13 protein-coding genes are annotated in these 12828 nt (G+C 73.7%); 7 read left to right on the forward strand and 6 right to left on the reverse strand.

The window, feature by feature from the left end:
• The first annotated feature begins 114 nt into the window (after positions 1-114).
• Positions 115-642 (forward strand): hypothetical protein, encoded by a 528-nt coding sequence (locus ACWDR0_RS09000; protein ID WP_456350969.1) that lies wholly within the window; start codon positions 115-117, stop codon positions 640-642.
• Between the two features lie 88 nt (positions 643-730).
• On the opposite strand, the gene ACWDR0_RS09005 is transcribed toward ACWDR0_RS09000, so the two are convergent.
• The 4 genes from ACWDR0_RS09005 to ACWDR0_RS09020 all read right to left on the reverse strand — a co-directional run bounded on the left by ACWDR0_RS09005 (position 731) and on the right by ACWDR0_RS09020 (position 3589).
• Positions 731-1363, reverse strand: coding sequence for an isochorismatase family protein (locus tag ACWDR0_RS09005; RefSeq protein WP_456350970.1), 633 nt, complete (start codon positions 1361-1363; stop codon positions 731-733).
• A gap of 94 nt (positions 1364-1457) precedes the next feature.
• Complete coding sequence (locus tag ACWDR0_RS09010) at positions 1458-2243, reverse strand: sulfite exporter TauE/SafE family protein (RefSeq protein ID WP_456350971.1); 786 nt, start codon at positions 2241-2243, stop codon at positions 1458-1460.
• A gap of 248 nt (positions 2244-2491) precedes the next feature.
• Positions 2492-2728 (reverse strand): DUF397 domain-containing protein, encoded by a 237-nt coding sequence (locus ACWDR0_RS09015; RefSeq protein ID WP_006345481.1) that lies wholly within the window; start codon positions 2726-2728, stop codon positions 2492-2494.
• A complete protein-coding gene (locus tag ACWDR0_RS09020; RefSeq protein WP_456350972.1) occupies positions 2729-3589 on the reverse strand; it encodes a helix-turn-helix domain-containing protein in 861 nt (286 codons plus the stop codon).
• Positions 3590-3715: 126 nt separating this feature from the next.
• Here ACWDR0_RS09020 and ACWDR0_RS09025 point away from each other — a divergent pair, with 126 nt between their 5' ends.
• Together ACWDR0_RS09025 and ACWDR0_RS09030 are read left to right on the forward strand one after the other, a co-directional pair.
• Positions 3716-4207 carry an ATP-binding protein gene (locus ACWDR0_RS09025; RefSeq protein WP_456350973.1) on the forward strand — a complete coding sequence of 164 codons (492 nt, stop codon included), beginning with the start codon at positions 3716-3718 and terminating at the stop codon, positions 4205-4207.
• Between the two features lie 266 nt (positions 4208-4473).
• Positions 4474-4779, forward strand: a complete 306-nt coding sequence (locus ACWDR0_RS09030; protein ID WP_456350974.1) for a hypothetical protein — start codon at positions 4474-4476, stop codon at positions 4777-4779.
• Between the two features lie 402 nt (positions 4780-5181).
• Here ACWDR0_RS09030 and ACWDR0_RS09035 read toward each other — a convergent pair whose 3' ends face one another.
• Complete coding sequence (locus tag ACWDR0_RS09035) at positions 5182-6165, reverse strand: MmyB family transcriptional regulator (RefSeq protein ID WP_456350975.1); 984 nt, start codon at positions 6163-6165, stop codon at positions 5182-5184.
• 344 nt (positions 6166-6509) lie between these two features.
• On the opposite strand from ACWDR0_RS09035, the gene ACWDR0_RS09040 reads away from it, so the two are divergent.
• The 3 genes from ACWDR0_RS09040 to ACWDR0_RS09050 all read left to right on the forward strand — a co-directional run bounded on the left by ACWDR0_RS09040 (position 6510) and on the right by ACWDR0_RS09050 (position 9594).
• Positions 6510-7193 (forward strand): helix-turn-helix domain-containing protein, encoded by a 684-nt coding sequence (locus tag ACWDR0_RS09040; protein ID WP_456350976.1) that lies wholly within the window; start codon positions 6510-6512, stop codon positions 7191-7193.
• 127 nt (positions 7194-7320) lie between these two features.
• Positions 7321-7866: a toxin-antitoxin system, toxin component gene (locus ACWDR0_RS09045; protein ID WP_456351045.1), complete on the forward strand. Its 546-nt coding sequence runs from the start codon at positions 7321-7323 to the stop codon at positions 7864-7866.
• A gap of 459 nt (positions 7867-8325) precedes the next feature.
• Positions 8326-9594: an ROK family protein gene (locus ACWDR0_RS09050; RefSeq protein WP_456351046.1), complete on the forward strand. Its 1269-nt coding sequence runs from the start codon at positions 8326-8328 to the stop codon at positions 9592-9594.
• Positions 9595-9669: 75 nt separating this feature from the next.
• Here the strand turns inward: ACWDR0_RS09050 and xylA are convergent, their stop codons facing one another.
• Complete coding sequence (gene xylA / locus ACWDR0_RS09055) at positions 9670-10836, reverse strand: xylose isomerase (RefSeq protein ID WP_456350977.1); 1167 nt, start codon at positions 10834-10836, stop codon at positions 9670-9672.
• A 183-nt stretch (positions 10837-11019) separates the two neighbouring features.
• Between xylA and ACWDR0_RS09060 the strand changes: the two genes are divergently transcribed.
• The gene (locus ACWDR0_RS09060) at positions 11020-12729 is read left to right on the forward strand and encodes an FGGY family carbohydrate kinase (RefSeq protein WP_456350978.1); all 1710 of its coding nucleotides are present in this window, start codon (positions 11020-11022) and stop codon (positions 12727-12729) included.
• Positions 12730-12828 lie beyond the last annotated feature (99 nt).

Raw genomic sequence — 12828 nt, forward strand, 5'->3', positions numbered from 1 at the left:
CTCATGTGCCCGGGACACCGGGACGACCAGCATGAAGCCCGTCAACGAGAACCGCGGGGGCCGGGCGCACCACGGGCCCGGTCGCCCCCGCGTGGATTTCCTGGGGAGGAAAAAATGCCCGGAACCCTTCGCCGCCGCGCCACCATTGGTGCGATCAGCCTGATGCTGGCCGTGCCGCTGGGTCTCGCGGCCCCGACGGCAGGGGCTGCCGAGAAGCCCGCCGCCAAGTCCGCCGCTGCCAAGACCGCCACCGCCAAGACCTTCGCCCAGCTCAAGGCCCAGAACGAGATCGTCAACGGCCTCCGGGTGCAGAACCTCTCGGGAAGCAGTGGCGTCTGGGTCATGATCGACAACAAGCGCTACGGGGTCCCCAACATGGTCACGTACAACAACCTGTTCTACAACTGGAACATCCAGGTCGTGTACGACTTCGAGAACATCCCGGTCGGCGGCCATCTGACCCACGACGCCCATCTGATCACGTCACCGTCCTCGGACACGGTCTGGCTGCTCACGGGCGGCCAGAAGCGGGGGATCACGGGCCCGGCCTTCAGCAAATACCAGTTCGACGGGAACAAGATCCAGTCGGTCCGCGACATCGTGCTCGACTCCATCCCGCGGGGCCTGAACGTCGCCCTCTGACAGCTGTAGGAGCATCCCGTCGGCGCAGCGAGAATGCCCCGGCCCCGCTCGTCCGTGCCCCCGGCCGTCGTGGCCGGGGGGTCCGGCCTCAGGCGCCCCGCGGGGCGGTGAAGGGGACGGCGGCCGCCGTGGTGACGAACTCGGGGTCCGAGCCCAGGGCGTGTTCCGCGACGCGGGAGACGACCGGGGCCGGGAGGTCGTCCAGGGCGTACGTCGTATGGGTGTCGTGCGGCAGAACTACCCGCAGGCCGTGGTCGAGGGCGCCGCGGGCCGTCGCGCTCACGCACATCTCGGAGAGCACTCCCGCGATCACCGCGCTGCGCACTCCGTGTCCGTCCAGCAGTTCACCGAGGCCGGTGTCCTCGAAGCCGTCGTCGCTCTCCTTGCGGACGACGCTCTCCCGGGGGGACTCCCGGACCGGGAGGTGCAGTTGCCAGCCGGGCGTTCCGGGTTCGTCCGGGGCGCCCGGTTCGCCGTCGTTGCGGAGGTGGACGACGACGGCGTCCGCCGCCCGGGCGCGCTCCAGCAGCGCCGACAGCCGGGTGACGAGCCCCGCCGCGCCGGGGACGGCGTCCGGGCCGGTGAGGAATGCGGTCTGGACGTCCACCAGGATCAGGGCCTCGGCGGGGGCGTCCGGGGTCTCCCGGCGCGGCACGGAGTGCCATACGCCGTCGCGGACGAAACCGCCTCCGGACGGGTGCCCGTTCTCCGCCGTGTCCATGGTGTTTTCCCTTCTTGCGCCGGACGATCTTCCTCACCGTACGCCGTCCGGGCACTACGCCGTCCGGGCCTTGTGCCGTCCGGGCCCTGCACGGTCAGGCCCACTGGTCGAAGGCCAGCCGGGCGACCAGCAGCAGCACCACGGTCAGCAGGACGCCCCGGACGAAGCCGTTGCCCTTGCTCAGCGCCATCCGGGCGCCGACGGTGGCGCCGAGCAGGTTGAACACCGCGAGGACCGCCGCGAGCTGCCAGATCACGGCGCCCTGGTAGGCGAACATCGCCAGCGCGCCCGCGTTGGTGCAGACGTTGACCACCTTGGCGGTAGCGGACGCCCCGACCAGGTCGAGATGGAGTACGGCGGTGAGCGCCAGCACCAGGAAGGTCCCGGTGCCGGGGCCGATCAGCCCGTCGTAGAACCCGATACCTCCGCCGACCAGCACGATCGCGGCCACCGTCCGGGCCCTGGTCACCTCGGGCCGGGGGCCGTCGGGGGCGCTGCCGAAGCGGGGGCGGAGCAGGACGAACGCGGCTACGGCGAGCAGGACGGCCATGATGACGGGGCGGAGTACGGCGCTGCTGATGCCGGCCGCGAAGAAGGCGCCCGCCATGGATCCGGCGAGGGCCGCGAGTCCGATGCGTACCGCCGTCCGTACGTCGATCGCGGCCCGGCGCAGATAGGTCGTGGCGGCGCCCGCCGTGCCCACGATGGCGATGGCCTTGTTGGTGCCGAGGACATGGGCGGCGGGGACCTGCGGCAGTCCGAGGAGCAGTGCGGGGAGCAGCAGCAGTCCGCCGCCGCCCACGACCGCGTCGATCCACCCCGCCGCCGCGGCGGCGAATGCGAGCAGTACCAGTGTGGTCAGTGATATGTCGTCGGGCACGGAGCGAACCCTAGGTGACCGCTGTACCGGCCACGCGGTGCGCCCGGGGAGTGGACGCGCCGGGCCCGCGGGGCGCCCCGTTCCCGGCCGGTACCGGCGAGTAGGGCCCCGGACGGCCCGGTACGGCCCCGTACCGCCCCCGGAAAATGACGAACGGCGTGCGCGGCTTCCGCCCGCACGCCGTTGTTCGGCCCGTGTCCCGGCCGCGCTCCGCGGCTGCACCCGCGCCCGCGCCCCGCCGGGTCCGCTCAGGTCAGCAGGAAGTCGGCCTTCCCGGACTTGGCGCCCTGGATGAACGCGGCGATCTCGCCGGGTGTGTAGATCAGCGCCGGGCCGTCGGGGTCGGCGGACTGCCGCACGGCCACCCGGCCGTCGGCCAGCTTCATGGTCTCGAAGCAGTTGCCGCCGTTCCCGCCGCTCCACGGCTTGTGCCAGCCCGCCTCGCCCAGCTCGGTGGCCGGCATGCCGTTGTATATGTGATCCATTCACAGCTCCTTGCGGAGATCGTTGAGGATCTCCTTCGTGCGTTGTGCAGTCGCGGCCTGGGCCGCCATGCGGTCCAGGACCTCAAGGTGCGAGGCGACCTCGGGCCGGGCGTCGAGATAGACGGCACCGCTGAGGTACTCGCTGTACACCATGTCCGGGAGCTCGGGGACCGCGAACCGGAACAGCACGAACGGCCCGTAGGTGCCGGGGTGGTGTCCGGAAGCGAACTCCGCGATCTGAAGGGTGACATGGGGCAGTTCGGCGCCTTCGAGCAGTTTCTCGACCTGCTCGCGCATCACGCCGGGACCGCCGACGGGCCTGCGGAAGACCGTCTCGTCCATGATCACCCAAAGCCGGGGAGCATCGGGCTGGAGCAGCAGTGACTGCCGCTCCATCCGCAGCGCCACATGGCGCTCGATGTCCTCGGGGTCGGTCTGCCCGATGGCACCGCTGAGCATGATGGCCCGGGCGTAGTCCTCGGTCTGGAGCAGGCCGGGGACGAAGTGCGGTTCGTACGCCCGGATGAGGCTGGCGGCCCCCTCCAGGCTGACGTACATGCTGAACCAGCCGGGCAGCACATCGTGGAAGCGCTGCCACCAGCCGGGCTTGTTCGCCTCCTCGGCCAGTTCGATGAACCCGCGTGCCTCCTCCTCGCTGATGCCGTAGGCGTCCAGGAGCAGCTGGACGTACGGGATCTTCAGCGCGACCTCGGCGGTCTCCATGCGGCGAATGGTGCCCGCGGCGACGCGGAGGACCTTGGCGGCCTCCTCGCGCTTGAGCCCGGCGCGCTCGCGCAGATCCTGCAGGCGCTTGCCGAGAACGACCTGCCCCACCGTGGGGGCGGACCGCGGTTCACTCACTTCGAAGACCTCCCCAAGTGCTGGTGCGAGCAGTGTGCCACGCACCCAGTGTCGCTGAATATGCCCACTCTGAAAAATTCACAGTGACCCTTGCCAAAATGTCGATTGCAGCGGGACAGTGTTGGTGTGAACCACGACACGCGCCATGTCCCCCTCCTGGATCCGTGCTCGGAAGCCGACCACCATCGGTACGGCTTCGAGCTGCCGGCGCGTGTCGAGTACGTCTCCAGAGCCCGCAGGCTCACCCGCGACCGGCTCCGCTGCTGGGGTATCGGCGGGGATGCGCACGACACCGCCATGCTGGTGATGTCCGAGCTGGTGACCAATGCCGTGGTGCACAGCGGCAGCCATCTGATCTCCTGCGAGCTGCTCAACGACGTCGAGCATCTGCGGATCAGCGTGCGGGACCAGGGATGCGCGCCCTCGGGCCCCCAGGTCTGCCACTCGCGGGACGCGGAGGAGCGGGGACGGGGGCTGCTGCTCGTGGAGGCGGTCTCCCGGGCCTGGGGGGCGCATTCCGCCCAGTACGGCTCCGGCCGGACGGTCTGGGCCGAGCTGGCCCATGCGAGCGTGCCGTACGGAGCGTCCTTTCCGCGGGGGGCGGAGGGGGTGTGCTGACGCGTTTCACGGCTCTCCGCGGCCCGGCCGGTCCCCCCGGCGTCGTCACTCATGGGCACCATGATCCTCAAGGCCCGGGGCGGGGCCGGAGCCGGGGCGCCGGACGGCCGCGTACGCTCCGGCCGGTGCCGTCCCGCGGCGGACGGGGCCACGGCGCGGCCGCCGCCGTGCCGGACTCGGCGACCGTCCGGGCGACTGCCCCGGCGATCACCGCGGATCCGCTCGCCCGGCCCCCCGGCGGAGGCCGGACGGATAGGCTTCCGCGCATGTCGGAAGCCAAGTCGGAAGCCAGTCCGGCCCCCGAACACGAGGGGCTCACACCACGCCAGGCCCGCCGGGTCCGCATCGTCCTCTCCACCGTGATCATGATCGCGGTGGGGACGGTTCTCACCCTGCGCCTCGGCAGCACGCATTCGGTACTGACGATGGGCTTCTACGGTGTCGCGCTGATCATGTCGGGCAGCGCGCTGGTGCTCAGCAAGGCCGGACGGACCAGAGTCGCCACGGCGGTCCTCGGCGCCGGGGTCGCCCTGGTGCTCGCCGCGGAATGGGCCGTGGCTTCGCTGCGATGAACCGTCCCGGGCGACGACGGCGCCCGGGCAGACACGGTGATCCGCAGCGGACGGGGGAAACGGGGGGAATGGGGAAGGGGGAGAGGTCCGGGCCCCTGCTTGGGGAAGACGGGGGCCCGGACCTCGGAAACGCCGGGGGCAGCGTCGCGGGCCCGGACCGGGCGCGGCCGGCCGCGCGGCTCTCAGGGGGTCCGCGCCGGCCACATGCACCGTCCGGGCGCGCGGCGGGCCCGCACCACTGCGGCGGGGAGCTGCTGAGACATGCGGACATGTTCGTGCCAGGGCCCGGTCCTGACAAGGCCCGCCCACTACGGAACGTCCAATTCCGGTTGCCGCCGCGGCTCCGGACGCCCTGTCAGTACTTTTAAGGCGCCCCGCCGCCCGGGCGGGGCGCCGGGGCGGTCAGGCCCCTCCGACGGCCCTCAGATGGGGCCGGGACACCCTGCGCCGCGCCTCCGGGGCGCCGGGGGTCGGCGCCCGGTGCTCGCGGAGCACCATCGTCATCCGGGTGAAGCCGCAGTCCTCCAGGGTCGCCGGGGTCTCGTCGACGATCCGGCACTCGGCCCGGCCCCAGCGGGGGTCGGGGTGGTACACCGTCCGCACGGCACCGTCGTGGTGGACGGCGGCGGCGCCGGTCGCCCGGACCCAGTGCGGCAGACCGCAGCGGTACGCCGCGTCCATGATCGGGTCGTCCTCGATCTCCTGGCGAATGGCCTGAAGCACACTGTCGTCCGCGTACCGCTCCAGCGCGGTCTCCAACTGGGCGAGCAGCGGCAGGCACCAGCCCGTCTCGCGGTCGCCGAGCACGGCGCCCGCGTCCGGGTGGAAGAGCACGAACCGCAGGAAGTTCTGCTCGGGCATCGCCGTCGGATGCGGGCTGACGTCCCGGAACAGCTCCTGGTACGCGGGGTTGGCGTGGGTCACGTCCCAGCGCCGGTCGAAGAGGACCGACGGCAGCGGTACGGCGTCCATCATCACCGCATAGTCCCGCAGATACGCCTGGGTGGCCGGGTCCCCGGGCGGCTCCGGCGCGGCGGACTTGGGCAGCGAGCCGGTGGACGGCGGGAAGGGCAGCAGCGGACCGACCGGCGTACGGCGCGGGAAGGCGGCGCCCGAGGGCCGCGCGGGCCCCAGCGGGAGGATGTCCTTCCGGCGGGCGGGCGGGGTGTGCTGCGGCGCCGGCATCTCCCGGTCCACGGCGAGCCGGAACAGCCAGCCGCCCTGCTGGTCCGTCATCTCCAGCGCCTTCACCAGGGCGTGCAGCCGCTCCTCGGACCACTCGTTGGCCGGGGTGCGCTCCCAGGAGCCGTAGGTGCGGATGCTGATGTCCAGGCGCGCCGCCACATCGGCCACGCTGAGCCCGAGTTCCTCACGGCGTCCGCGCACCAGATCGGCGAATCTCCTCGCGCGGAGCGTGCCCCGGCCGCCACCGGCCGCCGTGCACCCCCGACGCCCGTGGACACCAGGACGGTCGGCCCCCGTCTCATGTGTCATCGAGAACGCCACCCTTCTCGAATTTCCCGCCGCGGCGGCGTCTGCTGATCTTCACCCCGCCCCGCGATCCTGCTCCTGCTCGGCAGAGCATGTCAACTATCGTGGCATTCCGCGCCCCCGACCGAAGGATTCTCGCCACAGATGTGGCAAAAGCTGGTTGCCCGGCTCCGGAACCGTTAATCTCCGGGCAGCCAACTGTGTGCGGAGCCCTCTCGCGTGATCTAGGAGACCTACTGGTGACAGACGGCTTCTCGGTTCCGGGTCCGGCAGCCGCAGACACTCTGGCGGCGTCGGTCTCCCGGGTCGCCGAACTCGCGGACCGCCTGGGACTGAGCCACGGCGAGGTCTTCGACGTCCAGCAGCTCTCGGAGGCGTCCGGTGTGCCGCCCGAGGTGGCCGCCGCGCTCCTCGACGGCCGCCCGGCCGGGGAACCCGATCTCCAGGCGCGCTTCCTCCAGCGCTTCGACCTGCTCCGCCGCACCCGGCTCAAGCCCAACGGCCGCCGCTACACCCAGCAGGAGATCGCCGACGGCGCCGGGATGTCCCGGCAGCAGGCGGGCGCCCTGATCAACGGCGACCGCCGCCCGACGATGGAACACTGCGACGCCATCCAGCGGTTCTTCGGCGTCCATGCCGGTTTCCTCACCGCCGAGGACTGCGAGGCGCTCAACGACGCCCTGCTCCGCACCGAGCAGAAGCTCCTCAAGGACTGGTCGGGCGAGGGCGATCCGCTGGAACGGCTCCTTCTCGACCACGGGGTCCGCGGTATCGCCTGGCGCGCCGCGCAACTGCCCACCGACAAGCACCGCGACAAGGTCACGGAGTGGCTGGACATGCTCCTGGAGAGCGTCAAGCCCGCCCGACCGAGTGAATCGGCCGATTCCGGCGCCTTCGGCGGCGCGAACCAGACGGAAACGTGACTTCATTCCCGGCCCCTTTCCGCGCGACGATAGGGAGCACGGAGGCCGGTGGCGGCACCGCGCGGACGCGGCCGGCACCGACGGGAGCGGTCGGGAGGGGAGGAGAACGGTGAGCATTGGCAAGCGGATGCGTCGGCTCTGCGGCGAACTGGTCGGCGCGATCGACCTGCCCGCCCCCGCCGCCCGGCCCGGGGACCTCTACACGGCCCTGTGCGAGGCGATGAGCGCCCACCGCGGCCGCCCGGTCCGCCACCGTACGGCCGCCTTTCCCGCGGGCACGGCGAGCGGGCTCTGGCTCGACATGGCCGACCAGGACCTGATCGTCATCGAGGAGCGCACCGCGCCCGCCCATCAGCTCGTCATCCTGGGCCATGAGCTGTGGCATATGGAAGCGGGCCACTGTACGCACCACGTGGACGGCGCGGCCGTCGCCGCGCGGCTGCTGTCGGACGACACCGACCTGCGGGACACGGTCCTCAGGGTCGCCGCGCGCACCCGGTTCGACCAGGCGGAGGAGAACGAGGCGGAGAGCTTCGGCGTCCTGCTCGGCAGCCGCTGCCGCACCTGGCTGGCCGGGGCCGGCGCGGCCGGGCGCACCGCTCCGCCGCGCGACGGACTGGCCGGCCGCATCGAGGCATCCCTCGGCCTCGGCTACCGCGGACCCCAGGGCTGAGGCCGCGTGGACGACACCGCGCGCCCTGCGCGGCCCGATCACCCCGATCCCTCCGGGCGCCCGGAGGACCGGCCGCCGGGTGGCGACGGCGTACCCGAGGAGATACCGACCGGCCTCCCGCCCGCGGTGGAGCGGATACCGACCGGCCTCCCGCTCGCCGTGGAGCGGATACCACCGGCCCGGAGCGGCTTCCCGGCCGACCGCTGCACCGCCGAGCACTCCCCCGCCGTCCGCGCCGCGGGGCCCGAGCACACCCCCGCCGTCCGCCCGGCGGGACCCGAGCACACCCCGGCCGTCCGCGCCGCGGCGCCCCGGGCGGCAGCCGCGCGCGAAACCGCCGACGACCGCGGCCCCGGCCTCCGGGCGGGGACCGCGCCCGTGCCGCCGCACCGGCCGGGCCAGGACCGGGGCCACCCGCTCGCCGCGGGCCCGCCGCCGGTACCGGAGGCGTTCGAACGGCTGAGGCTCGCCCCGGGCCGTTCCCCGGTCCGCCCGGGCCGTGATCCGCTGGAGCCCAAGGCGGGCCGGGACACCGTACGGCGCCACAATCTGAGCCTGGTGCTGCGCGCGGTCCGCGACGCCGGAGAGACCACCCGGGCCGGGATCTCCGCCCGGTCCGGCCTGACCAGGGCCGCGATCTCCTCCCTGGTGGAGCAGTTGCTGGAGGCCGGGTTCCTCTCCGAGTCGGGGAAGACCTTCAGCGGTCAGGCCGGACGGCCCGGCACGGTCCTCAAAATGGCCAGAACCGGAGTCGCGGGCCTCGGCGTCGAGATCAACGTCGACTATGTCTCCGTCTGCGTCGTCGACCTGGCCGGCACGGATCGCGTACGGCTCGTGGAACACCTCGACAACCGCGGCGGCGCGCCCGCCCGGGTGCTGGCCCGGGCCGCCCGGATCGCGGCCCGCGCCCTGGCCTCGGCCGACGAGCAGGAGCTGCGCCCGGTCGGCGCGGCGCTGGCCCTGCCCGGCCTGGTGTCCGCGGGTACGGTCCGTTCCGCCCCCAATCTCGGCTGGAGCCGGGTGCTCGCCGAGAGCCTGTTCGCCGAGGCCCTCACCGCGCAGCGCCCGCACCGGCCGGTCCTGCCGGTGCGCGCCGAGAACGAGGCCAATCTCGCGGCGCTGGCGGAGCTGTGGTTCGGCGGGCTCGGGGACGCCCGGACCTTTCTGTACGTCAGCGGGGAGATCGGGGTCGGCGGCGCGCTGGTGCTCGGCGGTGAACTACTGCGCGGGGCGCACGGGTTCGCCGGGGAGATCGGCCATGCCCTGGTGGCGCCGGACGGCCCCGAGTGCCGGTGCGGTTCCCGGGGCTGTCTCGAACAGTACGCGGGCCAGTCGGCGCTGCTGCGGGCCGCGGGGCTCGACGAGTCGGACGGCGCGACGGCCGTCTCGGAGCTGGCGCACCGGGCCCGCTGCGGGGACGAACGGGCCCTGCTGGCCCTGGCCCGGGGCGGGATGATGCTGGGCCGGGTGCTGTCGGGCGCGGTCAATCTCTTCGACCCGGACGCGGTCGTCCTCGGCGGTATCTACCGCCCGCTGAGTCCTTGGCTGGCGCCGCCCGCCGCCCGGGAGCTGGCCGCCCGGGTGGTGTCCGGGCTGTGGCCGGTGGCGGCGGCGCGGCTGCGCGCGGCCTCCCCGGCGACGGACGCGGTGCGCGGCGCGGCGGCGATGGTCGTCCAGGACGTGCTGACCGACCCCTTGGCGTACGGCCCCCGGGCGGCCGGTAGCTGACCCCGGCCGGACCGTGGCCGGGATCCGGCCACGGTCCGGAGCCCCGGGCCCGCCCGGATCCCCCGGCCCGGCCCGCTACGCCGTGCCGAGGAGGTGGTCCAGCGCCAGCTGGTCCAGTGCCTCGAAGGCCATCCCCCGCTCCGCCGCCGTCTCCGCGTCGAACTCCTCGTACGCCGCCGGGTCGGCCAGCAGCCCCGCGAGGCCGTCCGGGGCGGTGGGTACGGCCAGTTGGTCGAGGCGGGCGGCGCGCAGCGCGTCCCGTACCCGCGGATCGGCCCGGAAGGCGGCCGCCCGGGCTTTCAGGACCAGGTAGTTCCGCATACAGCCGGCCGCCGATGCCCACACCCCGGCCGGGTCCTCCGTACGCGGCGGTTTGAAGTCGAAGTGGCGCGGCCCCTCGTAGCCCGCCGACTCCAGCAGGTCGACCAGCCAGAACGCGGAGCGCAGATCCCCCGCGCCGAACCGGAGGTCCTGGTCGTACTTGACGCCGCTCTGACCGTTGAGGTCGATATGGAAGAGCTTTCCGGCCCAGAGCGCCTGGGCGACGCCGTGCGGGAAGTTCAGGCCCGCCATCTGTTCGTGGCCGACCTCCGGGTTGATCCCGAACAGCTCGGGCCGCTCCAGGCGTTCGACGAAGGCCAGGGCATGGCCGACGGTCGGCAGCAGCAGATCGCCGCGGGGCTCGTTGGGCTTGGGCTCGACGGCGAACCGGAGAGGGTAGCCCTGTTCGGTGACGTACTCGCCGAGCAGGTCGAAGGCTTCCTTCAGCCGGTCCAGCGCGGCACGGACGTCCTTGGCCGCGCCGGACTCGGCGCCTTCCCGCCCGCCCCAGGCGACATAGGTCCGGGCGCCGAGCCGGGCCGCGAGGTCGATGTTGCGGATCGTCTTGCGGAGCGCGTACCGCCGGACGTCCCGGTCGTTGGCGGTGAAGGCGCCGTCCTTGAACACGGGGTGGGTGAAGAGGTTGGTGGTGGCCATCGGGACGACCAGGCCGGTGGCGTCCAGGGCGGCGCGGAAGCGGTCGATCCGCTGCTCCCGTTCGGCCTCCGGTGCCCCGAAGGGGATCAGGTCGTCGTCGTGGAAGGTGACGCCGTAGGCGCCGAGTCCGGCCAGCCGGTGGACGGTGTCGGCGGGGTCCAGGGCCGGGCGGGTGGCGTCGCCGAAGGGATCGCGGCCCTGCCAGCCGACGGTCCAGAGGCCGAAGCTGAACCGGTCGTCGGGGGTGGGAAGGAACTCCGTCATGGCGCTGACCACCTCGGATCATGGGCTGCCGGGATTTGTTCGTACCACTGACTAATCATGCAGACGGCACGAGATTTACAGAAGACCTCCAACATCTGTTGGCTGAACAGGGGTTGCCGTATTTTGTTCGCCGGAACTCCAAATCAAGGGCCGGCTCTGTCGGCGACCCGGAGAGGTGGGGCGATGCCCGCTCAGGCCGTCGTCATCGGTGTGGACAGCTCGACCCAGTCGGCAAAAGCGGTGTTCACCGAGGCGGCCACCGGCCGCACCCTCGCGGTCGGCCGGGCCGCCCATGAGGTCACCGGCACGGCCGGGGCCCGGGAGAGCGACCCCGAGGGGTGGTGGCGGGCGCTCCGCGAGGCCGTCGCGCAGGGGCTGGCGGAGTCGGGCGTACGGCCTTCGGCGGTGACCGGGATCGCGGTCGCGGGCCAGCAGCACGGGCTGGTCGTCCTGGACGGGCGCGGGCGGCCGGTCCGGCCCGCGCTGCTGTGGAACGACACCCGGCCGGCACCGCAGGCCGCCGCGCTGGCCGGGGCGCTGCCGGGCGGGGCGCGGGAGTGGGCCCGGCGGACCGGCTCGGCGCCGGTCGCCGCGCTCACCGCCGCCAAATGGCGCTGGCTGAGGGAGCACGAACCGCGCGCGGCGGCGGCCACGGCGGCCGTACGCCTCCCCCACGACTACCTCACCGAGCGGCTCTCCGGAGTCGCGGCGACGGATCCCGGCGACGCTTCGGGGACGGGCTGGTACGCCACGGCGACCGGGGCCTACGACCCGGAGCTCCTGGACCTCACCGGTCTGGACGCCGGTCTGCTGCCCGGGGTCGCACCCACCGGCGGCACCCGGATCGGCTCCCTCCGTCCGGCCGCCGCGGAGGCCCTCGGGCTGCCCGCGGGGATCGCGGTGGCCGCGGGCACGGGCGACAACATGGCCGCGGCGGTGGGGCTGGGGCTGGGCGGCGCGGGGCTGCTGGACCGGCCGGTGCTGAGCCTCGGCACCTCGGGCACGGTGTACGCGGCGACCCGCGCCCGGCCGGTGACCCCGGCCCTCTCGGGCTTCGCGGCGACCGACGGCACGTACCTCCCGCTGGCCTGCACCCTCAACTGCACGCTCGCCGTGGACCGGATCGCGGCCCTGCTGGGCCTGGGGCGGGACGCGGCCGAGGCGGGCGGGGACCTGGTGCTGCTGCCGTATCTCGACGGCGAGCGCACCCCGGATCTGCCGGGGGCCTCCGGGCTGCTGACGGGGCTGCGGCACACCACCACCCGTCAGCAGATCCTGGGGGCGGCCTACGAGGGCGCGGTGGTGACCGTACTGCGGGCCCTGGACGAGGTCCTCGCGGTCTGCGGATCCGGCGCGGCGGTCCCACCGGGCGGGGGCAGCGCCCCGGGGGCACGGACGGACCAGGCGGGCACGGGCCCGGACCCGGGTGCGCCGACGGGTCCGGGGCGCGGACCGGAAGCGGAGGCCCGTACGCGCACGGGCCGCGGCCCGGAAGCAGGCACCGGCACGGGCCGGGGCCCGGAGGCGGAAGCCGGTGCGCCCACAAGCCCGGGCCCGGAAGCGGGTACCGGCACCTGCCCGGCCCCGGACCCCGCGGCCGTGCCGCTGCGGCTGATCGGCGGCGGGGCCCGCGGCCGTCACTGGGTGGAGACGGTACGGCGCCTTTCCGGCCGCCCCCTGATCGTCCCCGCCGACGCGGATCTCACGGCCCTCGGCGCCGCCGCCCTCGCCGCGGCGGCCGCCGGGTCCGGCGCCGACCCGGTCGCCGTGGCCCGCGCCTGGTCCGCCGCGGCCCCTCCCCCGGTGGAACTCCCCCCGCTGGAACGCGACACGGAGACCTGGGACCGGGTGTCGGCGGCGGTGGACGCCCTCGCCCGGCAGCAGCCCTCGTAAGCCCTGGTTGCTCCTGGCATGAGGGTGAAGTCGCTACTCGGTTGAAGTCGCTGCCCGGTCGATGCCGCTGCTCGGTTGATGCCGCTGCTCGTCGGCGTT

Source organism: Streptomyces sp. NPDC003691, from assembly GCF_053981115.1.